The sequence below is a fragment of the Stenotrophomonas sp. GD03794 genome (assembly GCF_029842145.1).
In the GTDB taxonomy this organism is placed as follows: domain Bacteria; phylum Pseudomonadota; class Gammaproteobacteria; order Xanthomonadales; family Xanthomonadaceae; genus Stenotrophomonas; species Stenotrophomonas riyadhensis.
The window spans coordinates 1-26961 of the sequence record NZ_JAOCFV010000020.1; the positions used below are offsets into that span (position 1 = coordinate 1).

At 64.1% G+C, this 26961-nt stretch carries 22 protein-coding genes and 1 pseudogene; 6 read left to right on the forward strand and 17 right to left on the reverse strand.

Going from position 1 to position 26961, the window contains the following annotated elements:
* The 17 genes and pseudogenes from N5D91_RS12455 to dnaA all read right to left on the reverse strand — a co-directional run.
* Positions 1–410: hypothetical protein (locus N5D91_RS12455; protein ID WP_279907733.1), on the reverse strand; the 410-nt coding region annotated here is incomplete at its 3' end.
* Positions 411–1160: 750 nt separating this feature from the next.
* Complete coding sequence (locus N5D91_RS12460) at positions 1161–2252, reverse strand: PA0069 family radical SAM protein (RefSeq protein WP_019658807.1); 1092 nt, start codon at positions 2250–2252, stop codon at positions 1161–1163.
* A 320-nt stretch (positions 2253–2572) separates the two neighbouring features.
* A pseudogene (locus N5D91_RS12465) lies at positions 2573–2809 on the reverse strand (radical SAM protein); the annotation flags it as partial.
* A 142-nt stretch (positions 2810–2951) separates the two neighbouring features.
* Positions 2952–3695, reverse strand: a complete 744-nt coding sequence (locus N5D91_RS12470; RefSeq protein WP_180854299.1) for a pyridoxine 5'-phosphate synthase — start codon at positions 3693–3695, stop codon at positions 2952–2954.
* Positions 3696–3704: 9 nt separating this feature from the next.
* The gene (locus N5D91_RS12475; RefSeq protein WP_153856648.1) at positions 3705–3974 is read right to left on the reverse strand and encodes a hypothetical protein; all 270 of its coding nucleotides are present in this window, start codon (positions 3972–3974) and stop codon (positions 3705–3707) included.
* A gap of 40 nt (positions 3975–4014) precedes the next feature.
* Positions 4015–5475: a cardiolipin synthase gene (gene cls, locus N5D91_RS12480; protein WP_164161459.1), complete on the reverse strand. Its 1461-nt coding sequence runs from the start codon at positions 5473–5475 to the stop codon at positions 4015–4017.
* A gap of 160 nt (positions 5476–5635) precedes the next feature.
* Positions 5636–6049 (reverse strand): biopolymer transporter ExbD, encoded by a 414-nt coding sequence (locus N5D91_RS12485; RefSeq protein WP_005411740.1) that lies wholly within the window; start codon positions 6047–6049, stop codon positions 5636–5638.
* A gap of 3 nt (positions 6050–6052) precedes the next feature.
* Positions 6053–6478 carry a biopolymer transporter ExbD gene (locus N5D91_RS12490; protein ID WP_005411739.1) on the reverse strand — a complete coding sequence of 142 codons (426 nt, stop codon included), beginning with the start codon at positions 6476–6478 and terminating at the stop codon, positions 6053–6055.
* A gap of 62 nt (positions 6479–6540) precedes the next feature.
* Entirely contained in the window at positions 6541–7302 is a 762-nt protein-coding gene (gene exbB / locus N5D91_RS12495; protein WP_005411738.1) for a TonB-system energizer ExbB, read from the reverse strand.
* Between the two features lie 94 nt (positions 7303–7396).
* On the reverse strand, positions 7397–8062 hold the full coding sequence (locus N5D91_RS12500; RefSeq protein ID WP_279907735.1) for an energy transducer TonB: 666 nt from the start codon (positions 8060–8062) through the stop codon (positions 7397–7399).
* A gap of 143 nt (positions 8063–8205) precedes the next feature.
* Positions 8206–9393: a tetratricopeptide repeat protein gene (locus N5D91_RS12505; RefSeq protein ID WP_049447424.1), complete on the reverse strand. Its 1188-nt coding sequence runs from the start codon at positions 9391–9393 to the stop codon at positions 8206–8208.
* A gap of 132 nt (positions 9394–9525) precedes the next feature.
* The gene (locus N5D91_RS12510) at positions 9526–10332 is read right to left on the reverse strand and encodes a M48 family metallopeptidase (RefSeq protein ID WP_110710624.1); all 807 of its coding nucleotides are present in this window, start codon (positions 10330–10332) and stop codon (positions 9526–9528) included.
* 71 nt (positions 10333–10403) lie between these two features.
* On the reverse strand, positions 10404–11249 hold the full coding sequence (locus N5D91_RS12515; RefSeq protein ID WP_153856644.1) for a CPBP family intramembrane glutamic endopeptidase: 846 nt from the start codon (positions 11247–11249) through the stop codon (positions 10404–10406).
* A 67-nt stretch (positions 11250–11316) separates the two neighbouring features.
* Complete coding sequence (gyrB, locus tag N5D91_RS12520) at positions 11317–13776, reverse strand: DNA topoisomerase (ATP-hydrolyzing) subunit B (RefSeq protein WP_164161464.1); 2460 nt, start codon at positions 13774–13776, stop codon at positions 11317–11319.
* A 112-nt stretch (positions 13777–13888) separates the two neighbouring features.
* Positions 13889–14983 carry a DNA replication/repair protein RecF gene (recF, locus tag N5D91_RS12525; protein WP_180854300.1) on the reverse strand — a complete coding sequence of 365 codons (1095 nt, stop codon included), beginning with the start codon at positions 14981–14983 and terminating at the stop codon, positions 13889–13891.
* A gap of 993 nt (positions 14984–15976) precedes the next feature.
* Positions 15977–17077, reverse strand: a complete 1101-nt coding sequence (dnaN, locus tag N5D91_RS12530) for a DNA polymerase III subunit beta (protein ID WP_005411731.1) — start codon at positions 17075–17077, stop codon at positions 15977–15979.
* 275 nt (positions 17078–17352) lie between these two features.
* Positions 17353–18684, reverse strand: coding sequence for a chromosomal replication initiator protein DnaA (gene dnaA / locus N5D91_RS12535; RefSeq protein WP_049420939.1), 1332 nt, complete (start codon positions 18682–18684; stop codon positions 17353–17355).
* 255 nt (positions 18685–18939) lie between these two features.
* Between dnaA and rpmH the strand changes: the two genes are divergently transcribed.
* The 6 genes from rpmH to N5D91_RS12565 all read left to right on the forward strand — a co-directional run bounded on the left by rpmH (position 18940) and on the right by N5D91_RS12565 (position 26799).
* Positions 18940–19080, forward strand: a complete 141-nt coding sequence (gene rpmH / locus N5D91_RS12540; protein ID WP_005411729.1) for a 50S ribosomal protein L34 — start codon at positions 18940–18942, stop codon at positions 19078–19080.
* Between the two features lie 5 nt (positions 19081–19085).
* Entirely contained in the window at positions 19086–19580 is a 495-nt protein-coding gene (gene rnpA / locus N5D91_RS12545; protein WP_014039039.1) for a ribonuclease P protein component, read from the forward strand.
* Positions 19580–21295: a membrane protein insertase YidC gene (gene yidC / locus N5D91_RS12550; RefSeq protein ID WP_110714229.1), complete on the forward strand. Its 1716-nt coding sequence runs from the start codon at positions 19580–19582 to the stop codon at positions 21293–21295. Before rnpA ends, yidC begins: the two co-directional genes overlap by 1 nt.
* Before the next feature lie 115 nt (positions 21296–21410).
* Positions 21411–24083: a polysaccharide deacetylase family protein gene (locus N5D91_RS12555; protein ID WP_180854301.1), complete on the forward strand. Its 2673-nt coding sequence runs from the start codon at positions 21411–21413 to the stop codon at positions 24081–24083.
* Between the two features lie 3 nt (positions 24084–24086).
* Positions 24087–25436, forward strand: coding sequence for a tRNA uridine-5-carboxymethylaminomethyl(34) synthesis GTPase MnmE (gene mnmE, locus N5D91_RS12560; RefSeq protein ID WP_180854302.1), 1350 nt, complete (start codon positions 24087–24089; stop codon positions 25434–25436).
* 247 nt (positions 25437–25683) lie between these two features.
* Positions 25684–26799 carry a glycerophosphodiester phosphodiesterase gene (locus tag N5D91_RS12565; protein ID WP_180854303.1) on the forward strand — a complete coding sequence of 372 codons (1116 nt, stop codon included), beginning with the start codon at positions 25684–25686 and terminating at the stop codon, positions 26797–26799.
* The last annotated feature ends 162 nt before the right edge of the window (positions 26800–26961 follow it).

Consider the following 26961-nt stretch of genomic DNA (forward strand, 5'->3'; position numbering starts at 1 on the left):
CAGCGGCGACGTATCGTACTTGCCGCAAACTTTCTAAAGGTCACAGGCGAGATGCTGTTGTTTAAATCGTATGCATAGCCTTGAAGAAGCTCTTCATCGATCAGCTCGAACGTTCTGCCTCTCGCATCGAGGTAGTGATGGAAGTCTATGAGGTCCTCAGCCCAGCCCTTTGCTGATGCAGGGGAACAAACAAGAGACGGCCGCTTTTCCCTGGTCAGGGTTTCATAGCAAAGAAACTCAAATGCTGGCTCGATGGCCATTGCCGTGTCTCGGCTGACCAGGAAGCTGAAACCTGCTGGTAGTGGTGTGCTGGCATCTCCGGATCGTTTTGAATGTGTGCGCTTCCCAGCGCTTTGATCCTTTGCTTTTGGCGCTTTTACGTGCCGGATTTCAGCGTCATAGATCGTCATGGCGCGAGAACATAGTCGCACCATTGTTTCCAGTTCAAGACTGGAAAAATTCTTGTCGGAGATCGCTCAGACAGCCTCAATCTTCGAACAGTTAGTTGTGGGAACTCAATGCGTTACGCTCAGAGGGAAGGATGCGCTGCAGTTCTTAGACCGATTTCACAGAACGAAGTTTGTGCGACTCAGGTCGCATTTTCTCCATGGCCAGTGCGCAGATTGTGCGCTCGCTGCGGAGCTGACTCGGTGCTGCAGCATGCAACGCTTCAACTTTTTTGCCTGTAGGCAACCATGTCCGAGGTCCTTTGACCTCTAGCTACCGTTAGCGGTAGTGGCGCTCATTTGCATGCTTGCCGCAAGCCATACATGTCCGATGCAAGCTGTATCGGCCTTGTTTCTCAGGGCCAAGCGGGCCGCCACAGTAGGGGCAGGTTGGACCAAGTCCGAGCTCCGCTTGCCTGCAGCGATAGGTTGTCCAGGCCCCGAGAATGAAGGCAAATGCCATTCCTGCCACTGGGAGCCAGATCATCGCCTGATAGAACCCTCTGGTCATGCTATTGCCGCTTAGCGAGGACACTATGAGTGCGCAGATCAAGGACAAGAATGCGGCCAGCAGGGCAGGGAAGTACAAGCGCAGTAGCTTCAGCCAGTTCATAGGTTTGCTCTCCGTCGTCGTGGGAAGGCTAGGCTCAGCCTGTCTCACGGCATGAGACCGTTTCGTTCCTAGTTGCCTGCAGCGATCGCTCTTTTTCGGCGTTAGAAGAGTTGGCCTTGTGGGGAGTACTCCCTAGGAGGCTGGAATAGTTCTGTGTTCAGAGGCGGGAGCTTTGTGAAGCCGAGCTGCCGGTGTGCCTTCTTGAAACGTTGCGCCAAGAGGTCTGCGAAGGGCCCGGTACCACGCATGCGCGTTCCGAAGGTAGAGTCGTATTCCTTCCCGCCGTGCAGTTGGCGCATCAGGCTCAGCACATGTTCCGCCCGATCCGGATAGTGCAGCTCCAGCCATTCTTTCCAGATTTCCTTGATCTCGTTGGGTAGGCGCAGCAACACATACCCTGCAGCCCGCGCTCCATGGGCATGAGCTGCTTCGAGGATCGCCTCGAGCTCGTTGTCAGTGATGCGGGGAATTACTGGGGCAACCAGTACTCCTACCGGAACGCCGGCTCTATGCAGTGCATCCATCGCCCTGAGTCTCGCATGCGGTGCCGCTGCCCTGGGCTCGAGCTTGGCTGACAGCTTTCGATCAAGCGTGGTCACGGAGAAGTAGACCGTGACCAGACGATCCTTCGCCATCGCTGCGAGCAGGTTGATGTCGCGGGTGATCAGCGCACTCTTGGTGACGAAGCTCACAGGGTGGCGCGTCTCGGCCAGGAGCTCAAGGCATTGACGGGTAATCTGATAACTCCTTTCGATAGGCTGGTAACCATCTGTGTTGATGCCTAGAGCGATTGCTGCACATTTGTAGCTCGGACGGCTAAGCTCACTACGCAATCGCTCTGCGGCATTCGTCTTGGCAAACAGCTTGGTCTCAAAGTCCAAACCCGGCGATAGGCTCAGGTAGGCGTGCGAGGGTCTGGCGAAGCAGTAGACACATCCGTGCTCACATCCTCTGTAGGGATTGACCGATGCACTGAAGCCAACGTCAGGTGAAGTGTTCCGGCTGATCACACTCCTCGCCCGCTCTTCAGTTACCTCAGTCCTCAGCGGGGGCATCTCGCGAAGATCTTCATAGACTGATTCCCAGCCATCATCGATTCCGACTGTCGCTGTCGTATCGAACCTGCTCGGTACGCGTGAGGCGGAGCCTCGGCCTTTGATTGGCGCCTGGACCTTGCGGGCGTCTTGTTCCATATCTCCCTCAAGCCCTTCAGCGAGCAATTAGTATTATTGCTAACCACAGGCAGTGCAACTGACGGGGATTCATGTAGCCGTAGGGACTGAGCTGAATTCGACGTCCCATTGCCCCCAGAGTTATCCACACCTCAATGTCAGGCGCCGTTGAGCCTGGCGGCTCGGTTGGGTTCTTCGAAGTACGGACACGAACTAGGAGTCGTTCCATTGGCCCTGGCAGAGAGGCGCGGGTTGCATTCAGTGTGCAAAGTGCTCATCAGAATGAGCATATGTGATTGTTTTATATAAATAATTTCCGTGAGCACTTACGGCACGTTCGCACCGTGCTCGCAACCGCGGTAGGGATTCACCGATTGACTGAAGCCGACGTCCGGCGAATTGTTGCGGGTGATGATGCTGCGTGCGGTTTCGGCACGCACCTCGGTGCGCAGGCGCGGGGCGAGGAATTCCTCGCTCTCGTCGACCGCCCAGCCGTCGTCCACCGCCTCGCTGACGGTGCTTTCAAAGCGCCCGGCAAGGTGGGACGTGGAACCTCGGCCCTTGATCGCGATACCCATTGCGGCAGGGTACGTCGTGGCTGTCTCATTGGCTGCGACGGCCGCCTGAAGGGTTCAGGACTATGCTGAGCCGAGCATGGGCTCGGCTCTACAGTTGATGCTGGGACCTTGTAGAGCCGAGCCTACGCTCGGCTGCAATGCATCAAAGCAGCGCCAGGTACCCGCGCACGGTGGCATCCAGCCCGTCGTACAGCGCTTCGCCGATCAGCGCGTGGCCGATCGACACCTCCAGTACCTCTGGCACGTGGGCCAGGAACTCGCGGAGGTTGTCCTGCGACAGGTCGTGGCCAGCATTGACGCCCAGGCCGACAGCCTGCGCTCGTCGAGCAGCAGTGGCGAACAACGCGAGCATCGCGTCGGCATCACCAGCCGCATGCGCCTCCGCATAGGGCCCGGTATACAGCTCGATGCGGTCCGCACCCACTTCGGCCGCTTGCTCCAGCAGCGGGTTGCCCGCGTCGACGAACAGGCTGACCCGGCATCCCATCGCCTTCAGTTCGGCCACCAGCGGGCGCAGGCGCTCGGCATCGCGCTCGAAGTCGAAGCCGTGGTCGGAGGTGATCTGGCCGTCGCTGTCGGGCACCAGGGTGGCCTGCGCCGGGCGGGTCTGCGCGCACAGCGGCAGCAGGCCGGGGTAGCCCTCTCGCGGCGGCGCGAACGGATTGCCTTCGATGTTGAACTCCACGCCTCGGGCGCGGGTCAGCGTGGACAGGGCCAGCACGTCCTCGGCGGTGATGTGGCGGCGGTCCGGTCGCGGGTGCACGGTGATGCCATGCGCACCGGCATCCAGGCAAGCCTGGGCGGCACGCACCACGTCCGGTTCGGCGCCGCCGCGCGAATTGCGCAGGACGGCGATCTTGTTGACGTTGACGCTGAGCTGGGTCATGGAACGGGACTACTTGGAAAGAGGGGACGGATCGTGGTCGGTGGCGTCATCATTGCGCCGGGCCTGGGCCTGCTCGCGCAGGCGACGCAGTTCCTCGGCATCGACCAGGGTGGCGGGGTCGCGCTGCAGGTCGCCGAAGCGGGCCACATAGCGGCCACGTACCCAGGCCAGCAGGAAGGCGAGGGCGGCCAGCAGGCACAGGCTCATCAGCCCGGCGCTGGGCGTCTTCAGCGCGAAGGCGAAACAGCCCAGCGCCAGCAGCAGGTACAACCAGTACATAGTCGGGCTCCCCGGATGATCGCCGCAGTGTAGCGCTGCGTCAGAGCAGCGGCGAGGCCAGCCGCGCGAAGGCCTCCGGCAGGCGGTGCAGCCACAGCGAGCGGCCGGCCTGGTCATGCACGCGGGTGGCGCGGTCGAATTCGCCCTGCAGCAGTTCGGCCAGCGCGGCGACACGGTCACGGTCGCTGATCATCATCGACAGCTCGAAGTTGAGCCGGAAGCTGCGGTGGTCGAAGTTGGCGCTGCCAACGATGCAGACATCGTCGTCGGCGATGAACGCCTTGGTGTGCAGCATGCGCGGGCCGTACTCGTAGATCTTCACGCCGGCGTGCAGCAGCTCGTCGAAATAGGAGCGTGCGGCCTGGGTGACGAACCAGGAATCACTCATCTTCGGTACCAGCAGGCGCACGTCCAGTCCGCCCAGTGCGGCCGAGGTCAGTGCCATCCGCGCCGCTTCGCCGGGCACGAAATAGGGCGTCACCAGCCACACCCGCGCGTGCGCTTCCTGGATCGCCGCCACGTGCAGGCGGTGAATGGTTTCCCAGCCCGAATCCGGGCCGGACACCAGCACCTGGGCGTTGATCGGGCCATCCGCGCGCAGCGGCATGTCGGCCGGCCATAGACGAGCGACGTCCATCCGCGAGGGATCCTGTCCACTGGCGTACAGCCAGTCTTCGGCGAACACCAGCTGCAGGCTGCGTACCACGTGGCCGCGGATGCGCATGTGCAGGTCCCGATAGGCATCCGCCCTACGGCTCTCATCCTCGTCGTCGGTGATGTTGATGCCACCAGTGAACGCCAGACGGCCATCGATGATCACCAGCTTGCGATGCGTGCGCAGGTTCAACCAGGGGCGCTTGAAGGGCTTCAGCAGCTGCCGTGGGTGGAACCAGATCGCTTCGCCACCGGCGTCGAGCAGCGGCTGCAGGAAGCGGCGGGGCAGGGCGGACGATCCCACGGCATCGAGCAGCAGGCGCACCTGCACACCGGCGCGGGCGCGCTCGACCAGGGCATCGCGCAGCGCAGTGCCAGCGTGGTCCGGGTTGAAGATGTAGTACTCCAGATGCACGTGGTCGCGCGCCTGTGCGACCGCTTCCAGCAAGGCGGCGTAGGTCGCCGCACCGTCCACCAGCCAGGTCACTTCGGTGGCACTGCTCGGTGCCAGTCCTGTCGTGGCCTGGGCGATCTTCGCCAGCTCGGTGCAGTCGGCATCGGGCGGGCAGACATCGCTGTAATGCTCCATGCCCGAACGCGCGCGGCCACGGCGCAGGCGCTGCCGCTTCACCTTCTGCGGGCCCAGCAGGTAGTAGATGAAGAGGCCCAGGTAGGGCAGCAGCGCCAGTGACAGGATCCAACTCAGCGTGGCGACCGGCTCGCGCTTCTGCAGCATGATCCAGCCCGCCAGCGCGAACAGGTACAGCAGGTAGGCCACCGCCAGGATCGTGCCGAGGTGGGCGATGCCGTCGAGCCAATGGCGCAGGGAGTCGAAGAGGGCGAGCATCCGCCGATCATAGCGGCGCATGCTGCCTGTTGGGGTCAGATCCCTTTTCCGCAGGAAAAGGGATCTGACCCCGATGGGACCCCTCGGACACAAAAAAAGACGCCCCTGTTTCCAGGGGCGTCTGCAGTCGCGTCATGACTGTTGTATTGCGGTGTTGCGATTACTGCTGCACAAAACCGATCTTCTTCATCTGAGCATTCTTCGCGGCGGCCAGAACCTTGGCCATCACGTCGTACTCGGAATCCGGGCTGGCGTCGATGCGCAGTTCCGGCTGGTTGGTCGGGTCACGCTGGACCTCCTGCTCCATCCGCTGCTGCAGCTCGCTGGTATTGATCGGGCTGTTGTTCCACGAGACCTGGTTGCTGGCGTCGATCTTCAGTTCGATCGGCGGCGGCGGTTCGACCAGCTGCGGCGGTGGGTTGAGCACGCGCTGCGGCAGGTCCACGGCGATCGGGTACGTCATGATCGGCGCGGTCACGATGAAGATGATCAGCAGAACCAGCATCACGTCCACGAGGGGCGTGACGTTGATGTCTGCCATGGGGCCCTTGCCACCACCACTACTGAATGCCATGGCTTATTGCCCCTTTTCTTTGGTCGCGACGAAGCCGACGTCCAGCATGCCCTGCTCCTGCGCGACCTTGGTCAGGTCGTTGATGACGCGCATCTTGGTGGTGCGGTCACCACGCAGGTTCAGCGGCGGCTGCGGGGTCTGCTGGGCGGCGGTCGCCAAGCGCGACTCGAGAGTCTGCTTGTTGATTTCTTCGTCGTTCCAGTAGATCGAGCCGTCTTCCTTGACTGCCAAGGTGATCGGTCCGGAACGCTTTTCAGCGTCTTCCGGCTTCTGGATCAGGTTGGCTTCCGGCAGATCCACCTTGACCTTGTGGGACATCAGGGGCGCCGTGATGATGAAGATGATCAGCAGCACCAGCATCACGTCCACGAGGGGCGTTACGTTGATGTCGGCCATGGGGCCGCCGCTGTTACCACTACTGAAAGCCATAACGGGCTCCGTCTAGATCTTGGTGACTACTTACGTTCGTCGCTGGGTGACGCGCGCCGCAATTAGCGGACGCGCGAGCCGGTGGCGAAGAAGTCGTGCAGGTCGTGCGCGAAGGTATCGAACTTGCTGATGGTCGCGCTGTTGATCTTGCTGAAGAAGTTGAAGGCGAACACGGCCGGGATCGCGACGAACAGACCGATCGCGGTCATGATCAGCGCTTCACCCACCGGGCCGGCAACGGCGTCGATCGAAGCGGAGCCGGTGGCACCGATCTTGATCAGCGCGCCGTAGATGCCCCACACGGTACCCAGCAGACCGACGAACGGAGCGGTTGCACCGACGGTGGCCAGCAGGGTCATGCCCGACTGCAGCTTGTTGCTTTCGCGGGTGACGGCCTGACGCAGAGCGCGGTCGACGAACTCCGAACGGCTCAGGTTCTCACCGACGCCGCCGGTAGCACCGCCTTCAGCGCGCTGGTGGTGGGCAGCTGCCTGGGCAGCGTCCAGGGCGATCTTCGAGAACGGCTCGGAAGCCGGCTGTTCTTCCATCGCACGGATGGCGTCCTGCGCATTCGGGGTGTCCCAGAACAGGCTGACGACGCGATCAGCGGCGCTCTTCAGGCGGGTGGCACGGAAGATGTTGATGACGGTCCAGTACCAGGACATGGCCGACATGGCGATCAGGGTCAGCAGCACGACCCAGGAAACCGCGAAATCACCCGGCTTGGTGGTCATTTCGTGGATCAGGTGCTCGAAGCCCATCTGCGACAGGGCGTTGGACGGATTGCCCCCGGCAGCAGCGGCGATGAAAATTTCCTGCAGCATGACGCTTACCTTTGTTGTGTGTGGTGATAAAGGGTGTAGCTAAGCTAAACAATCGAACCGGGAGCGGGGGTGGCCAAGCGGCCACCCGGACGCATCAGTTCAGCGCAAAGTTGACCGGGACGCGAACGCGACCTGCCGCCTTCTTACCGCCAGATTCAGCGGCGTTGAAGCGCCACTTGCGAGCTGCTTCCATCGCAGCACGGTCCAGGTCGCGGTTACGGCTGGACTTTTCCACCGTGACATTGGTGACGTTGCCGCTGGCATCGACATCAATGATCAGGATCACTTCGCCCTGGATACCAGCGCGGAAGGCTGCCGGCGGGTAGCGCGGCGGATTCATGGCCTTCGACGAGATGTCCACGCTGGCCTCGATCGAGGTCGCAGGTGCCGGCGGCGCAGGCGGCGACGGCGGGGTGACGATATCGTTCGGACGCGGTTCCGGCACATCCACGACCGGCGCCTGCGGCGGCGGCGGGACCGGCGACGGCTTCGGCGGCGACAGATTCTTCACCGGCGGCGGCGGAGTATCGGTCGGCGGCGGCGGCGGCGGCGGGGGCGGCGGCGGCGGCGCATCGACGATGGTCACCATGACGTTGCGCTCCTTCTCCGCAACGGCCTTGGGAGCCACGGCAGGAATGAGGAGCATCATGAAGGCGGCCAGATGCAGGGCAATTACAAACGCGATGCCGACGATGCGAGGCCAGCTCAGCCCCTTGTCATCGGGTTGTTCGTACCGGTGAACGACTAGTTGTTCCGTCATGCGCCAAGAGCTCAATAGTGGGGCCGGGATGCCGGGGGCGGAATCCCTGATCAGCGGTGCATGACACCGCAGGAACCTCCAAGCTTATACCAATCCTGAGCGCCTGCGCATCAACTGAGCAGGCATTCAGGCGTTATTCCTACTTACTTCAGGTTGATGATTTTTTTGGCATCAGCCTGGTTCTTCACACCCTTCGCCAGCGCCTGCTGGGCGGCCTGCTTGGCCTCCGGGATGCGACCTTCGGCATGCAGGACGCGTGCCAGGTTCAGGTAGGTCTCACCGTCCTTGGACAGCGGGGCAGCCTTCTGCCACGCATCGATCGCCTGCGGCACCTGGTCGGAGTAGTAGTAGGACTGGGCCAGCGCCAGGTAAACCTGGTAATCCGGCTTCAGGATGCCCTTCTGCAACCCTTCGTTGATGACCGCGATGACGTCCTTTTCCTTGTGCTCGGTGTTGGCATAGATCGAGTACAGCTGCTTGTACTCGCGCTCTTCGGTGAGCTGGCCGCTGCTGCGCAGCTTGTCCATCACCGCGGCCGCCTTGTCCATCTGGTCGGCCTGCATGTACATGCTGGCCAGGTTCAGCTGGGCCTTCTTGTCGTTCGGGTTCTTGGCAGCCAGGGCCTCGGCTTCCTTGACCGCTTCACCGGACTGGCCGGCTTCGGACAGGGCCGCCATCAGCAGCTGGTTCCAGTTGTCCTTCGGTTCCGTCGAGCCGGCGATGGCCTGCTTCAGCACCGGAATCGCTTCCTGGTAGCGCTCCAGCTGGTACAGCGCCTGGCCCTTGGCGATCAGCTCTTCCGGCTTGGTCGACTTGCTCTCGGCGAAGTACTTGTCGAGCGTCGCCAGGCCTTCGGCGGTCTTGTCTTCCTGCAGCTCCAGCTGGCCCAGCATCAGCATCGACTGGAAGTGGCCGTTGTTGTCCAGGCCGTTGAACTGCAGGACCTGCTTCAGGTAGGCGATCGCCGCAGCGGTGTCGTCGGTCTGGTACGCGGCCTGCGAGGCCAGCTGCGCAGCCAGCGACTTGTCGTACTCGTTCGCGGCGCTGTCGGCCAGGATCGCGTCGGCCTGGGTGCGGGTCTCCGGGAACTTTTCCTTGTTGTAGCTGTCGATCATTTTCTGCAGCTTGCTGCCGAGCTTGGCCGAAGCCTTGACCGTCGGCTCCTGGCGGGTCGCGTTCGGGTACAGCACCTCGGCCTTGGCCTGCTTGCCGCCGCGGTTGCCACGCTCGGACGAGCGCGAGGACTGCGCGAAGGCATCGGTGACCACGGCGCCGGTGAGGGCGGTCGCGACGAGGACGGAAAGCACAGCTTTGTGGTTACGGAAAATCATCGTTCACCTCGATCGAACCGCCGGTTAGCGGCAAAGTCGGACTGTCAGAAAAATCTGAGCCGCCAAACGTATCAGAAACAGATGGCGTGAGAAATCGTTTTATGTGCTGCAATACAGCATGAAACTGCGCACTCATCCGCACTTTGGCCGCAGCCCGGCCGCCTGCGCCTGCTGATAGACCGGCGCCAGGGCCGGTGCATCGCGTCGCAGTTCCTGGATCCGGTTGGCCGGGTCGGGGTGGGTGGACAGCCATTGTGGGCTGCGACCGCCACTGGCGGCCATCATGTTCTGCCACAGATCGACCGCCTGTGCCGGGTTGAAACCGGCCTGGGCCATCAGTCGCTGGCCGATCACGTCGGCCTCGCTCTCCTGGGTACGCGAGCCGGGCAGCAGGAAGGCGGTCTGCGCGCCCATCCCGCCAAGCTGGTTCACGGTGCTGGCCGCCCCCTCGCCGTAGGCGGCGCCGGCGAGTGCACCGAGCACGGCCAGCCCGGTCTGCGCGCCCATCTGGCGGGTGATGCGCTCTTCGTGGTGGCGGGCGATGACGTGGCCGATTTCATGGCCGATCACGGCAGCCAGCTGGTCCTGGTTCTTCGCGACGGTGAAGATGCCGGTGTTCACGCCGACCTTGCCGCCGGGCAGCGCGAAGGCATTGGGTTCCTTGTCCACGAACACCGCGGTCTCCCACCGTACGCCACGGTACTGAGGCGGCAGCTGTGCGACCAGCGCGTTGACCACGCACTGCACGTAGCCGTTCTGGCGCCCGTCGGTGCTGATCTTTTCCTTCTGCTTGGTTTCGGCGAACGCCTGTGCACCGAGCTGGTCCAGCTGCGCCTGCGATACGCCGCCCACCATCTGCCGGCGGCCGGTCGGGGAGGTCGTGGTCGCGCAGGCGCTGACCAGAGTGGTGATGACAAGGGCCAGCAGCAGGTGTTTCATGGAAGCTCCCCCGTGTTCATGTGCGCAGTGTGTAGCGTAACGGCTTAATCTTTCGTCAAGCGGACACGGCGTTACATTGACCCCAGGAACACCATCGCTGCAAGTGCGACAGCGTTGTTCAGCGCATGCGCGGTGATCGCCGCCCACAGCGTACCGGTGCGCTGGTAGAGCCAGCAGAACGCGGCGCCCATGCCGCCATAGACCAGCCACAGCTGGGCCATGCCCAGCAGTGAATTCTTGCTCAGGCCGGGCACTTCGTGGACCAGGGCGAAGGCCAGGCTGCTGAGGACGATGCCCAGCCAGGGGCGGCCTGCCTGCCACAGGCGCCCGAACAACACACGGCGGAACAGCAGTTCTTCGTAAGCCGGGGCGAGCACCACCGCGAACAGCACCAGGAACAGCGGGAAACGCGCGATCGCGTTCTGCATCAGTTCCACGTTGGTCGGTACCGGCTCGATGCCGAACTGCTTGGCCAGGAAGGCGATGCCGTTGCTGCCGAGCACGATCAGCGTGGCCACCAGCAGGGTCCAGCCCCAGGTCGAGGGACGCCGCAGTGCCTGGCGGGAGGCGAGGCGTTCGTCCGCATTGGCGGGACGGCGCCAGAAGTACAACAGCAGTGCGGCGCCTCCGGTAGCGATCAATGCCATCAGGATCTGCGCCAGGGCACCCGGCTGGCCAACCGCCGCGCCGACTGCGTCAGGCGAAAGCACGCCGCCATTGGCCTCGGCATTGGCACGGCTGACCATGATCGCGCGGTAGAAACCCCAGAAAAGCCCGGTGACCAGGCTCAGGCCGAACAGGGTGATGGCGGCAATGCCCAGGTCGATGAAGAAGCCCGCCAACGGGGAGCCGGCACGCGGCGCGACCGAGGCCGGTGGAATCGGGGGCGGGGCGGAAACCGGGGCGGATGCGGACATCAGGTACCTGCGTTCAAGGGTCGAAGGCCGGCGCGCCTCCCCGCGCACCGGCCGTCACCAGATTGTGTCAGATATCCAGGTTGGCGACCTTCAGTGCATTGTCCTCGATGAAGTCGCGGCGCGGTTCGACCACATCGCCCATCAGGGTGCTGAAGATCTGATCGGCGGCGACGGCATCTTCGATGCGGACCTGCAGCAGCCGGCGCGTTTCCGGGTTCACAGTGGTGTCCCACAGCTGCTCCGGATTCATTTCACCCAGACCCTTGAATCGCTGGATCTGGCGGCCGCGCTTGGCCTCCTCGAGCAGCCAGTTCTGCGCCTTGGCAAAGCTGTCCACTTCGATCGACTTGGCGCCACGCGAGATGGTCGCGCCTTCGCGGACCAGGCCGTGCAGCAGCTTCGATGCCTGGTGGATCGCGCGCAGTTCACCGCTTTCGAAGGCCGACATCGGCAGCACCTGGGTGTGCTGTTCGCCCATGTGGCGACGGGTCACCAGCACCGCGGCAGGGCGCTCGTCATTGGCTTCCTGCAGCTCCAGGCTGAAGCGCGGGCTGCCCAGGCTGCCCTGGTTGAGGCGCTTGGCCAGTGCATCCAGGCCTTCGCCTTCGCCAGCGCTGCGCAGGCTGTCCAGATCCATCGGCACGAAATCAACCAGCGCTTCGAGCAGGTTGCGGTCGTAGCGGTGCGCGTTGCGTTCGATGGAATCGAGGGCGGCAGCATAGGCCAGCAACAGCTTCTCCAGCGCCAGGCCTTCGATGCCCGGTTCGCCGGTGGCGGGCACCAGTGCGGCGTTTTCCACGGCGCTGCTGGCCAGATAGCTGTCCAGCGCCGGGTCGTCCTTCAGGTACAGCTCCTGCTTGCCCTGCTTGATCTTGTACAGCGGCGGCAGGCCGATGTAGACGTAACCGCGCTCGATCAGCTCCGGCATCTGACGGTAGAAGAACGTCAGCAGCAGGGTGCGGATGTGGGCGCCGTCGACGTCGGCGTCGGTCATGATGATGATCTTGTGGTAACGCAGCTTGTCCGGGTTGTACTCGTCACGGCCAATGCCCGTGCCCAGCGCAGTGATCAGCGTACCGACCTGGTCGGAAGACAGCATGCGGTCGAAACGCGCGCGTTCCACGTTGAGGATCTTGCCGCGCAGCGGCAGCACCGCCTGGTTCTTGCGGTTGCGGCCCTGCTTGGCCGAGCCACCTGCCGAGTCACCCTCGACGATGAACAGTTCGGACAGCGCCGGATCCTTTTCCTGGCAGTCGGCCAGCTTGCCCGGCAGGCCGGCGATGTCCAGCGCGCCCTTTCGGCGGGTCAGGTCACGGGCCTTGCGCGCCGCTTCACGCGCACGCGCGGCGTCGACGATCTTGCCGGCGATCGCCTTGGCTTCGTTCGGGTTCTCCTGCAGGAACTCTTCCAAGCGCGCACCGAAGGCGTTTTCCACCGCCGGACGCACGTCGGAGCTGACCAGCTTTTCCTTGGTCTGGCTGGAGAAGCTCGGGTCCGGCACCTTCACCGACAGCACCGCGATCATGCCTTCGCGCATGTCGTCGCCGGTCAGGTTGATCTTGGCCTGCTTGGCGATGCCGTTCTGCTCGATGTAGTTGTTGAGCACACGGGTCAGCGCACCGCGGAAACCGGCCAGGTGGGTACCGCCGTCCTTCTGCGGAATGTTGTTGGTGAAGCAGTACATCGTCTCCTGGTAGGAGTCGGTCCACTGCAGCGCCACATCCACGACGATGCCGTTGTGCTCGCCGGTGACCGAGATGACGTTCGGGTGCAGCGGGGTCTTCAGCTGGGCCAGATGCTCCACGAAGCTGCGGATGCCGCCTTCGTAATGGAAATCATCGCGACGGCCATCGCCACGCTCGTCGGCAAGGACGATCTTGACGCCGGAATTCAGGAACGACAGTTCGCGCAGGCGGCGGGCCAGGATGTCGTAGTGGAATTCCACGTTGTCGTGGAAGGCGACGGTCGACGGCCAGAAGCGCACGGTGGTGCCACGCTTGGTGGTGGCTTCCAGCTTGGCCAGTGCGGTCACGGCTGCGCCGTTGCTGAATTCCTGCTGGTAGTGGGAGCCGTTCTGGAACACGTCCACCAGCAGCTTCTGCGACAGCGCGTTGACCACACTGACGCCGACGCCGTGCAGGCCGCCGGAAACCTTGTAGCTGTTGTCGTCGAACTTGCCGCCTGCGTGCAGGACGGTCATGACCACTTCGGCGGCGGACACTTCGCGACCGAGCTTGGCGCTCATCTGCTCGTGCTTGCCGGTCGGGATACCGCGGCCGTTGTCGGATACCGAAACCGAGCCGTCGGCGTGGATCGTCACTGCAACGTGGTCGGCGTGGCCGGCCAGCGCTTCGTCGATCGAGTTGTCGACGACCTCGAACACCATGTGGTGCAGACCGGTGCCGTCATGCACGTCGCCGATGTACATGCCGGGACGCTTGCGGACAGCCTCCAGGCCTTCCAGGGCGGTAATGCTGTTGGCGTCGTAATTGCCGTTGTTTGCCGGGGTGTTCTGTTCGTCGCTCATTGCGCTTGCCGTAGGCTCCGCAGGTCGGCCACCGCTTGGAGCGATGCGCCGAGAATGAAAGGATTCCAACCCGAATTATACCAGCCGGGGTCGAGCGGCCCTGGTGTGCCCACTATGGCACAGCCACGATCTGTGCATGTTCCACGTGGAACCGGGCGATGTGGGTCAGTTCTTCCAGCGCCGCCGGTGTTTCGGTGGCGGTGACGAAGATTTGTGCCGGTCCGTTGAGCAGGCGCTCCAGAACCCGCGCCTGATGGGTGCGATCCAGCTCCGAGGCCAGATCATCCAAGGCGATCACGGGCCATTCGCCGCGTTGTTCCGCATAGTCCTCGGCCTGGGCCAGCAGGCAGGCCAATGCCGTCAGCTTGGCCTGGCCGCGGGACAACGCATCACGACCCGGGATGCTGTGGAAATCCACACTCCAGTCCGCCCGGTGGGGGCCGACCGAGGTATACCCGGCCTGCCGGTCACGTTCCCTCGCGAGAAGCAGGGCATCCGCCAGGGGAAGCTCATGCCGCCGCCAACCGGGGCTCAGCTCCAATCCCTGGATACCAAGTTGCGGAGCCAGGCTCGCGGCCAGGGCCACGGTGCGCTGCTGCAGGCGTTCCAGGTAGTGCTGCCGACGGCTGGTCAGCGGTTCTCCGGCCTCGGCCAACTCATGATCCCAGGTATCGAGCATCCGCGACGGCCCGCCTTGCTTGAGCAGGGCGTTGCGCTGCTTCAGCGCCCGGGAGTAGCGGCGCCACAGGGACAGAAAATCCGGTTCCACGTGGAACAAGCCCCAATCGAGGAAGCGGCGGCGGGGTTCACCACCACCGCTGACCAACGCATGGCTACCGGGCTCGAAGGTCACTACCGCCAGCGCTGCGCAGAGATTGCCCAGCTGCGCGACATCTTCGCCGTCCAATCGTCCCTTCCAGTCCTGGCCACTGTGGCGCAGGCCAGCCTTGCGGCGGTGGGGCGGGTGATGGGCACGCTGTTCGTCCCATTCCACGAAGATTTCCAGCGCTTCCTGGCCCTGGCGTACCAATCCATCGCGGACCCGACCACGGAAGCTGCGCCCATACGCCATCAGGTGGAGGGCTTCCAGCACACTGGTCTTGCCGGCACCGTTGTCACCGGTCAGCAGGTTCAATCCTGGCTGGGGCGACAGGTCCACCGCACTGAAGCGACGCAGTTGGTGCAGGGCGAGGCGGCGGATAAGCATGGGGCGCGAAGGACCATCCGCACGGGGCGGTAGAGGGGCAGGGAATCCATCAGCTTACTGCATCGGTCAAGCCGGACGGGCCCTCGGCGGCTGCCATGCCGGAGGGTGGAACGAAGCGGAGGTCCGGATCGCGTGTTCCACGTGGCGGCGCTTCAGCGAAGGGCACGATCTCCGGTCTGAAGCCCCTGGAAATCCTTCAAATCTGCAGCGGGAGGCAGGGTATGGACCCTCAGAATTCAACGATTCCACTCCCTGTGTCCGGACCCCGTGCGCGCCACGTTCCCGCAGTCGCCGTAAATGGCCCGCAGATTTCAAGAAATCTGCGATGCCGTCTCCTGGACGGTTCCACAGATTTCAAGGAATTCACGCCGTCCGTTTCACGCTGTCCACAGCGGCCATGTATGACTTATACACAAGGTATGGGCAATCTGTGGATAAAAAAGTCATTTTGACCAGGCTCTGAAACTATCCACAGGTTCCCCCCCAGCCTGAGGGGCCTCTATACAGGGGGTTTCAGGTGCATAAATACCCTTTAAATCATATAGATAAGGCATTTTTCCACGAGATCTGGCGCTACCATCATCACCATGCTTTAGATTTATACCCAGATTTAGAAGCTAGGCTCGGCCCGATCTGACCCGAACCAGAGCTGTGGACAGTGGCGTTTTCAGAAGCGGCAACGAAGATGCAGGACGTCCATTCCACCTGCTCGCTGATGGGCAAGCGGGGCACCGAAGCTTGATCCTGGAATCCGGCAAGCGCGGCAGAGCAATGCGGTTTGATTCTCTGACCATGGCCTGTTGCCCGGCTGCTTCAGTTCAAAGGTTTCAGAAGGATCGTTCGGAGACATCAAGCATCCCGTGACCGAGGACATCCACTCGGGCAGGATCCGTTTCAACGGGTTCGCGTTCGATGCTCCACGTGGAACCTGCAAAAAAAAACGCCCGGGAAGATCCCGGGCGTCGTTCGGTTCCACGTGGAACAGCGCAGCGGTCAGAGCCGCAGCGGCATCACCACGTGGCGCGACTTCTCGCTGCTGGATTCACGCACCAGCGCCGACGAGTTGGAGTCGCGCAGCTGGATGATGACTTCCTCGTCGCGCAGGGCGGAAAGGGCGTCCAGCAGGTAGTTCACGTTGAAGCCGATGGCCAGATCGCTGACCGTGGTGTCGGCTTCGATCTCTTCCTGGGCTTCTTCCTGTTCCGGGTTGTGCGCGCTGATCTTCAGGTTGCCCGGCGAGACTTCCACGCGGATGCCGCGGTACTTCTCGTTGGACAGGATCGCGGCGCGCTGCAGCGAGGCACGCAGTGCTTCGCGATCAACCTTCACTTCGCGGTCGGCACCGATCGGGATCACCGCTTCATAGTCCGGGAAACGGCCGTCGATCAGCTTCGAGGTGAAGGTGACATCGTCGCGCTTGACGCGGACGTGGCTGCGGCCGACTTCCAGCTCGATCTCGCGATCGCCGCTCTCCAGCAGGCGCTGCAGTTCGGTCACGCCCTTGCGCGGCACGATGATCTGGCGCTTGGAACCACTGGGCTTGGCCAGGTCGGTTTCACACAGCGCCAGGCGGTGGCCGTCGGTGGCGACGGTACGCAGGGCATCGCCGCGCAGATCGAACAGCAGGCCGTTGAGGTAGTAGCGCACGTCCTGCTGGGCCATCGCGAACGCGGTGCGCTCGATCAGTTCCTTCAGGGTCGCTTCGCCGATGGCCACGCGCTCGGTGGCTTCCACTTCGTCAACCGACGGGAAGTCGTTGGAGGGCAGGGTGGCCAGGGTGAAGCGGCTGCGGCCGGCCTGCACGGTGATCTTGTCACCGGTCTGCGAGACGGTGATCCGGCTGCCGTCGGGCAGAGCACGGATGATCTCGAACAGCTTGCGGGCGGGGATGGTGGTTTCGCCGTCCTGGGCATCTTCAACCGCGATCCGCGACACCATCTCCACTTCCAGGTCGGTACCGGTCAGCGACAGCTGGCCGTTCTGCACCTGGACCAGGAAATTGGCCAGAACCGGAAGGGTCTGGCGGCGTTCGACCACGTTGACGACCTGTGCCAACGGCTTGAGAAAGGCTTCGCGCTGCAGTGTGAAACGCATGTGGTTCCGTGCCCCTATGCTTTAAAAAATGTGGAATAAATCAAAAGCTTGGTGGTGCTGGTAGAGACAGAATCGCTGGAAAACAACGCTAAGTCTTTGTAAATAAAAGAGTTTCAGGCATCGAAACCCTCTGTATTACCGACCCCCAGGGGGTGGGGAAAGCTGTGGATAGATCTGGCGCCATTTCAAACGCCATTTTTATCCACAACGTGTCCCGCGCTTGCTACCGGATTCTGCACCGTTTTGTGCGATGACGCCTCATCGGCATCCGTGCATCATTCGCTCAGCTTCCGGATCAGCTTGTCCCAGTCCTCGCGGAGCTTGCCGTCGGTTTCCATCAGGGTCCGGATCTGGCGGCAGGCATGCAGCACCGTGGTGTGATCGCGACCGGCAAAGGCATCGCCGATCTCGGGCAGGCTGTGCTCGGTCAGTTCCTTGGTCAGGGCCATGGCGACCTGGCGCGGGCGGGCCAGCGAGCGGGTCCGACGCTTCGACAGCAGATCCTTGATCTGCAGGCCGTAGTAGTCGGCAACGGTTTTCTGGATGTTGGGAATGCTGATCGCCTGCTGCTGGGCGCGCAGCAGGTCGCGCAGGGTTTCCTGGGCGAATTCGGTGGTGATCGCGCGGCCGGTGAAATTGGCGCGGGCGGTCAGGGTATTGAGCGCACCTTCGAGGTCGCGCACGTTGGAGCGCATCTTCTTGGCGATCAGGAACGCAACATCATCGGGAATCTCGGCACCGCGCTCGCGTGCCTTGGCCAGCACGATCGCGGCGCGGGTCTCGAAGTCCGGCGGTTCGATCGCGACCGACAGGCCCCAGGCAAGCCGCGATTTCAGGCGCGCTTCCAGGCCCTCGACTTCGCGCGGATAGCGGTCGCAGGTCAGGATGATCTGCTGCTTGCCATCGAACAACGCGTTGAAGGTGTGGAAGAACTCTTCCTGGGTGCGGTCCTTGCCGGCAAAGAACTGGATGTCATCGATCAGCAGCGCGTCCACCTGCTGGAACTGGCGCTTGAACTGATCCATGGTCTTTTCCTGCAGGGCCCGGATCATCGCGCTGAAGAACTGTTCCGAACGCAGGTACAGCACCTTCGCACCCGGATTGGCCTGACGCATGGCGTTGCCGGCGGCGAACATCAGATGGGTCTTGCCCAGGCCGGTGCCTCCGTACAGCAGCAGCGGGTTGTGCGCGCGGTCGCCCGGCTTCTGCGCTGCCTGGAAGGCGGCGGCCAGGCCCAGCTGGTTGCTGCGGCCTTCGACGAAGTTGGCGAACGTGTAGTGATTGTCCAGATTGCCGGCGAACGGCACCTGCGGTTCGCTGGACACATGCGCCGACGGCGCGGAAACCGGCGCGTTCTGCGCCTCCACAGGGCGCGGGCGCGAGCCGATTTCAAGAAAAACGTCGCTGAAACCGGCGAAATGCGCCAGCAGTTCGCGGATCCGGGCCAGGTACAGCTCGCGGACCTGGTCGACGATGAAGGCATTCGGTGCATACAGCACCAGGCTGTCCACGCGCAGATCGGCCTGCAGCGGCTTCAACCAGGTATGAACGTCTTCCGGCGGGAACTCCGCTTCGAGGCGCTCGAGACTACGGGACCAAGCATCCATCAGCAATAATCGTCCGGTGGCCGGGGCATGGACGCGACAAGGCGCCCAAACACAGGCCGGAAAGGGGGGAAATGGATGGCTCAGACTACCACCGAGCGCCTGCCTTCGGAATGCTTGTCCCCTACTTATTCACAAAAACATCCACAGCTATTGCACAGCCCAGTGAATTCGCGTAGCTGCCAGGGGTTGACTTGGGGCGGGGTACCTCTCTAGAATTTCCGGTTCTTTCCGTCCCATTCATACGAGAGGCCCCCAATGGCCACGAAGCGCACCTACCAGCCCAGCAACCTCAAGCGTAAGCGCGACCACGGCTTCCGTGCCCGTATGAAGACCGCTGACGGCCGCAAGATCCTGTCGCGTCGCCGCGCCAAGGGCCGCAAAGTCCTGAGCGCCTGATTGCCATGCCGCACCTCGCGGCAGACGCAATCCCTTCGACAGTGAATACTGCAGACCCGCGCAAGCGATTCCCTCGCTCTGCGCGGGTTCGCACGCGTGCCGAATACTCAACGGTCTTCAACGGCGCCCGCCGTGTGTCCGATCCGCTGATGACCCTGCACTGGCTGCCGGCTGACCGGCCGGCCAGGCTGGGTCTGGCGGTTTCCCGCAAGGTTGATCCGAACGCCGTCGGGCGTAACCGGATCAAGCGCGTCCTGCGCGACATCCTGCGTCAGACACGTACCGACATCCAGCCAGGCGACTTTGTCGTCGTGGCTCGTAGTGCTGCGCGTTCCGCCAGCAACGACGAGATCCGCCAGGCCTTCCTGCGCCTGCTGCGTCGCCTGCGTGCATTGCCCGCGCCGGGCGTGGACGGCACAATGCCGCCGCCTGATGGCATCGCAACTCCTTCTTTGACCGAGCCGGCATCGCGTCCCGGCCCCGCCGAGCCTGTCCGCTGATGAACCAGACCCGCGTATTCCTCATTTTTGCCTGGCTGATGGTGGCCGTGCTGCTGTGGATGGAGTGGAGCCGTGAAAAGGCTGCTCCGACCCCGGCTCCGACGACGACGTCGGCCCCGGCCGCCGCACAGAGCGTTCCGGGTGCGACCCCGGGTGCGATCCCCAGCGCCCAGGTGCCGGGCGCCCCCGGCCAGGCCACCGTGCAGGCCCAGGCCAGCGCTACCCCGGCCAGCCAGCGCGTGACCGTCACCACCGACGTGCTGCGCCTGGTGCTCGATGGCGGCCGCGTGCTCGACGCCGAGCTGCTGCACTTCCCGCAGACCAAGGACGAAGGCAGCCCGCCGGTTCGCCTGCTGACCGAAGATCCCGCGCATCCATACAGCGCGATCAGTGGCTGGGCCAGCGAAGACAAGAACACCCCGGTGCCGGGCGCCGACGGCTTCAAGCTGGTCGGTGACACCACCGACTTCGTGCTGGCCAAGGGCCAGAACGAACTGCAGATCCCGTTCGTGTGGACCGCCGACAATGGCGTGACCATCAAGCGCACGCTGACCGTCTCGCGCAACGAGTACGCCGTGCGCTTCAAGGATGAAGTCAGCAACGCCGGCGCCGCACCGTGGAACGGCTATGTCTACCGCACCCTGGACCGCACCCCGACCATCCTGTCGCGGAGCATGACCAACCCGGATTCGTTCAGCTTCAACGGTGCCACCTGGTACGACAACGACAAGAAGTACCAGCGTCGTGCGTTCAAGGACTACCTGGACGACGGCACGCTGAACCAGAACATCACCGGCGGCTGGCTGGCGATGCTGCAGCACCACTTCTTCACCGCCTGGATCCCGCAGAAGGACCAGACCGCGCATTACGTGCTGTCGCAGGTGGCCGGTCGTGACCTGATCGAAGCGCGTGGCCCGGCCTTCACCCTGGCCCCGGGCCAGTCCACCAGCACCGAAGCCCGCCTGTGGGTCGGCCCGAAGCTGGTCAACCTGATTGCCAAGGAAGACGTGCCGGGCCTGGACCGCGTGGTCGACTACAGCCGCTTCTCGATGATGGCGGTGATCGGCCAGGGCCTGTTCTGGGTGCTGAACCAGGTGCACAAGCTGGTCGGCAACTGGGGCTGGGCGATCGTCGGCCTGGTGGTGCTGCTGAAGCTGGTGCTGTACCCGCTGTCGGCGACCCAGTACAAGAGCGGTGCCAAGATGCGCCGCTTCCAGCCGCGCATCGCGCAGCTGAAGGAACGCTATGGCGATGACCGCCAGAAGTTCCAGACCGCGATGATGGAGCTGTACAAGAAGGAAAAGATCAATCCGATGGGCGGCTGCCTGCCGATCCTCATCCAGATGCCGATCTTCTTCGCCCTGTACTGGGTGCTGGTGGAATCGGTCGAACTGCGCCAGGCGCCCTGGTTCGGCTGGATCCAGGACCTGACCGCACGCGACCCGTACTTCATCCTGCCGGTGATCAACGTGGCAGTGATGTGGTTCACCCAGAAGCTGACCCCGGCACCGGGCATGGACCCGATGCAGCAGAAGATGATGCAGTTCATGCCGCTGGTGTTCGGCGTCATGATGGCCTTCATGCCGTCCGGCCTGGTCCTGTACTGGGTGGTCAACGGCGGCCTGGGCCTGCTGCAGCAGTGGTGGATGACCAAGCGCCATGGCGGCGAGCCGGTCCCGGCCACCACCGCGCCGGCCCCGGTCAAAAAGAAGTAATCGGTAGAGCCGGCCGCTGGCCGGCTGACCCCAGCAGAAGCCCGCCGCAAGGCGGGCTTTTCGCATGCGGCGTTAGAATCGCCGGCACACCGTTCCTCCCACCTTCGAGTCCACCATGCCGCGTGCGTCGTCGTTCCGCCTGTTCCTGCCCTCGCTGTTGTTGACGCTGGTTGTTGCCGGCTGCGGCGACAAGGACGCGAAGGCGCCGACGACCACGGTCATCCAGCCCAGCGCGCAGGCTGCGGCCGCCGCCGATCCGGCCGCGGCACCGCTGCTGGCCGCGCTGCAGAAGCAGCTCGACGGCTACCGCCGGATCATCGTGCTGCTGGCCGATGAGGACCAGCAGTCGGCCGCCGACCGCGGCACCTCCACGCGCGTGGGACAGCAGCTGTTCCACGATGGCCTGGAACAACGCTCGGCGATCGCCGCGCAGTTCGACACCCTGCTGTGCGGTACCAGCCCGCAGCGCTTCGCCACCCTCGGCACCGTGCTGGACTACATCGAGTCGGCGCCGGAACTGTTCGACGCTGACCGCCTGGCCTTCCGCGAAGTGCTGCGTGATCTGCATGAGCGCATTGGCACGGATTCGTCGCTGCCGGCGGTGAAGCTGCACCAGCGCGTCGGCGAGGATCTGGAGGCGCTCGACGAGATCGAGCGCAACTACAACCAGGAACTGACCCGCATCTTCAGCCGCTTCGAGCGCACCCGTGCCATCGAGCTGAAGCGTGAGAAGTGGGACGACTACATCGCCCACCTGCACAAGGACTACAGCCGCGAAGCGATCCTGCGCGACTATGGCGTGATCGAGCCGTACCCGATGTCGATGAAGGACAGCGACCGCGAGATCTTCGGCCGCGACCTGCCGGCCAAGACCGTGGTGCTGACCTTCGACGATGGCCCGCACAAGGCCTACACCGATGAAGTGGTGGCCATCCTCAAGCGCTATGACGTGCCGGGCGTGTTCTTCGAGGTAGGTCGCAACCTGGGCAAGGTCGAGGCCGACGGCAAGGTCAGCCTCGGCCCGATGGCGAAGATCAGCCGCAACCTGATGGAAGAGGGCTATGCGGTCGGCAACCACAGCCTGACCCACGCCCAGCTGTCGCGCACCACCGGGGATGCGCTGCGCCAACAGGTACTCGACACCGACACGCTGCTGAAGGACGTCGACAGCAAGCGCGCGCCGCTGTTCCGCTTCCCGTACGGCGCGCGCAACGCCGAAGGCCTGCAGTTGCTCAACGAGGCCGGGCTGAAGTCGATCATGTGGAACATCGACTCGATGGACTGGGCCGACCCGGTACCGGAGTCGATCGTGCAGCGCGTGCTCGACCAGGTGAACAAGGAACAGCGCGGCATCATCCTGTTCCACGACATCCACGACCGTGCGGTAAAGGCGCTGCCGCAGATCCTCGACCGGCTGATCGCCGATGGCTACCAGTTCGCCGGCTGGAATGGCCGCGAGTTCACCGTTGCCCGCGCGCGCAAGGGCGAGGCCAGTGCTGCCACCGTCACCACCGGCTACGAGAAGTCCTGGGCGATCGTGGTCGGCATCGACACCTACGCCAAATGGCCGAAGCTGGAGTACGCCAGCCACGATGCGCAGGCGGTGGCCGATACCCTGACCGGGCAGTTCGGCTTCCCGTCCTCGCAGGTGATCGTGCTGAAGAACGAGCAGGCCACCCGCAACAACATCCTGGCCGCTTTCCACGACCGCCTGGCCGACGACCGCACCGGCAAGAACGATCGCGTGTTCGTGTTCTTCGCCGGTCATGGCGCGACCCGCCAGCTCGCCTCCGGGCGCGACCTCGGCTACATCATCCCGGTCGATTCGGATCCGAAGGAATTCGCCACCGACGCGATCGCGATGACCGACATCCAGAACATCGCCGAAAGCATGCAGGCCAAGCATGTGATGTTCGTGATGGATGCCTGCTACAGCGGCCTCGGCCTGACCCGTGGCGGCCCGTCGTCGTCGTCGTTCCTGCGCGAGAACGCGCGTCGCAGCGCGCGGCAGATGCTGACCGCCGGCGGTGCCGACCAGCAGGTGGCCGATGCCGGCCCGAACGGTCACTCGGTGTTTACCTGGGTGTTGCTGCAGGCGTTGGCCGGCAAGGGCGACCTCAACGGGGATGGCCTGATCACCGGTACCGAACTGGCCGCCTACGTGGCGCCGGCGGTCTCGGCGGTCTCGCACCAGACCCCGGCCTTCGGCAGCCTGCCCGGTTCGCAGGGCGGCGAGTTCGTGTTCCAGGTGCCGGACAGCCAGGAATTCCTCAACGCCGATACGCGCCAGCTGACCGCCGATGCGATCGCGCTGAACAACAAGGTCGATGCCGCCAGCGAGGCCAAGGGCAGCCAGGCACCGGTGACCGTGGCCGACCTGCAGGGTGGCAAGGCCAAGCTGGTGGTGCCCACCGCCGGCCCGGCATCCGACCGCCAGCGCGCGCAGCAGGCCAACGACCGCGGCCTGCAGCTGTACCGCGAGAAGCAGTACGACGAGGCGGCCGCGCAGTTCACCGAGGCGCTGAAGCTGCGCCCGGACTTCGCCCAGGCCGCCAACAACCTCGGTTTCGTCTACTACCGCCAGCAGCGCTATGCCGAAGCCGCGCGCTGGCTGGAGAACACGCTGAAGATCGACCCGTCGCGTGCGGTGGCCTATCTCAACCTGGGCGATGCCTACTTCAACGCGGGCGACAAGGCCAAGGCCAAACAGGCCTACACCACCTACCTTGCGCTGCAGCCGCAGGGCAGTGGCGCGGCGCAGGCACGTGCGCAGCTGGGGAAGCTCTGAGCGATGAACGACGCGATCCGTACCGACACCATCGTGGCCATCGCCAGTGCGCCCGGCGCCGGCGGTGTCGGCCTGCTGCGCCTGTCCGGCCCGCGCGCTGCAGCGATTGCCAATGCGCTGGGCGCACCTGCATTGCGTCCGCGCCACGCGCACTACGCGCGCCTGCGTGATGCCGACGGCGAGGTCATCGACGATGGCATCGTGCTGTGGTTCCCGGCACCGAACAGCTTCACCGGCGAAGAGGTGGTGGAACTGCAGGGCCATGGCAGCCCCGTGCTGCTGCAGCAACTGGTCGCGCGCTGCATCGCGCTCGGTGCGCGGCAGGCGAGGCCGGGCGAGTTCAGCGAGCGCGCGTTCCTCAACGGCAAGCTCGACCTGGCCCAGGCCGAGGCCATCGCCGACCTGATCGCCGCAGGCGACAACCGTGCCGCGCGCGCTGCCCGCCGTTCGCTGGACGGCGTGTTCTCGCGCCGCATCGAGGCAGTGGTCGAACAGCTGGTGCTGCTGCGCATCCATGTGGAAGCGGCCATCGACTTCGCCGACGAACCGCTGGATACCCTCGGTGGCGCGCAGGTGCGCCGTGGCCTGGAACAGGCGCGCGGCGATCTTGCTCTGCTGCGGCGGGATGCCGAACGCGGCCGTCGCCTGCGCGACGGCCTGCACGCGGTGCTGATCGGTCCGCCGAACGCGGGCAAGAGTTCATTGCTGAACGCGCTGGCCGGCAGCGAGCGCGCCATCGTCACCGACATCGCCGGCACCACCCGCGACACCCTGCGCGAGACCATACGCCTGGATGGCCTGGAACTGACCCTGGTCGACACTGCGGGCCTGCGCGACGGCGGCGACGCCATCGAACGCGAAGGCATGCGCCGCGCGCACGTGGAAATCGAGCGCACCGACCTGGCGCTGATCGTGCTGGATGCGCGCGATCCGGCGGCCGGCGAAGCGGCGCTGGGCGATGCCGTGGCGGCGGTGCCGCACAAGGTCTACATCCACAACAAGTCGGATCTGCTGACGGCGCTGCCGACGCTGGACGATCCGGACCGCGTGTTCGTTTCCGCCGCCACCGGCGCCGGGTTGGAAGATCTGCACGTGCGCCTGCACAGCATCGCTTCGGCCGGGGCAGGCGAGCAGGTGGACGGCGAGTTCTCCGCGCGCACCCGCCACGTCGATGCGATCGAGCGCGCGCAGGAACATGCGCAGCGCGCCGATGGTGAGCTGGCGCATGAGCACCTGGAACTGGCCGCCGAGGAACTACGGCTGGCGCATGATGCGCTGGGCGAGATCACCGGGCAGATGAGTGCCGATGACCTGCTGGGAAGGATCTTCTCCAGTTTCTGCATCGGCAAGTGAGGCTGGGGCCAGATCCCCGAAGGGGCTCCGACCCCGTCATCGATCAACCGTGTGGCTCATGCTCTGGCAGGTGCCAACCTTCGCTCTGGTAGGTGCCAACCTTGGTTGGCACAGGGCGTCCGGGGTCATGGACGCCGGCTGGCAGAGCGCCGACCAAGGTCGGCGACTACCGGATCCATGGGGTCCCCCGCCTGTCACATTGCCGCCGCATACTGACGCCCATCACATACCGCTTGGGGAAGTCGCAGTGAAGTCGTGGGGTTGTGCGTTGCTGTTGTCGCTGGCCGTGGCACCATCGGTGGCCATGAGTGCTGAATCCTCCACCCCGGCCGCACACAAGGTGTCGGTCTATGGCCACCGCGGGGCAAGCGCACTGCTGCCCGAGCACACCCTGGCGGCCTACGCGCAGGCCATCGCCGATGGCGCCGACTACATCGAACCGGACCTGGTCATGACCAAGGACGGGGTGATGGTGGCCCGCCACGAGAACGAGATCAGTGGCACCACCGATGTCGCCTCGCATCCCGAATTCGCCAGCCGCCGCACCAGCAAGGTCATCGACGGGCAGAAGGTCGATGGCTGGTTCACCGAAGACTTCACCCTGGCCGAGCTGAAGACGCTGTACGCACGTGAGCGCCTGCCGGAACTGCGCAGCACTGCCTACGATGGCCAGTTCCGCATTGCCAGCCTCGACGAGATCCTTGCCTTCCTGGTGCAGCAGGCCGGCCGTGCCAACCGCGGCATCGGCCTGGTGCCGGAGATCAAGCATCCGACCTACTTCCAGTCGATCGGCCTGCCGATGGAAGACAAGCTCCTGACCGCGCTGCGCGGCAACGCTTATACCAACGTCGGGCCGGTCACCATCCAGTCGTTCGAGACTGCCAACCTGCGCTACCTGCGCGGCAAGATCGGGCGGGGCAGCAACATCCGCCTGCTGCAGCTGCTGTGGAAAGGCGATACCCAGCCGGCCGACATCGCCAAGGCCGGTGGCAAGCTGACCTACGCGCAGATGATGACCCCGGCCGGACTGAAGGACATCGCCAGCTACGCCGACAGCATCGGTCCGGAGCTGCGCTCGATCATTCCGCTGGACGCCAAGGGCGCATTGGGGACACCGACCACGCTGGTACAGGACGCACATGCAGTGGGCCTGATGGTGATTCCGTATACCTTCCGCCCGGAGAACCACTTCCAGGCCAGCAACCTGCGCAAGGGAGCCGACAACGCGCGCAATGCCGAGGGTTCGGTCGCCGAGATGCGCGCCTATCTGGCCACCGGCATCGATGCGTTCTTCACCGATGACCCGGCGCTGGGCCGGCAGGCGGTGGATGGCATGGGCACGGCGGGGAATGCGGCGAACTGACGGGCTCTGGTAGATGCCAACCTTGGTTGGCACACGCCAGGAGTGCCGACCAAGGTCGGCCACTACCGGTTCATGAGGTTGCCGGCCAGCGGCCGGCACTACCCCGGCAGGCGGTGGATGGCATGGGCACGGCGGGGAATGCGGCGAACTGACGGGCTCTGG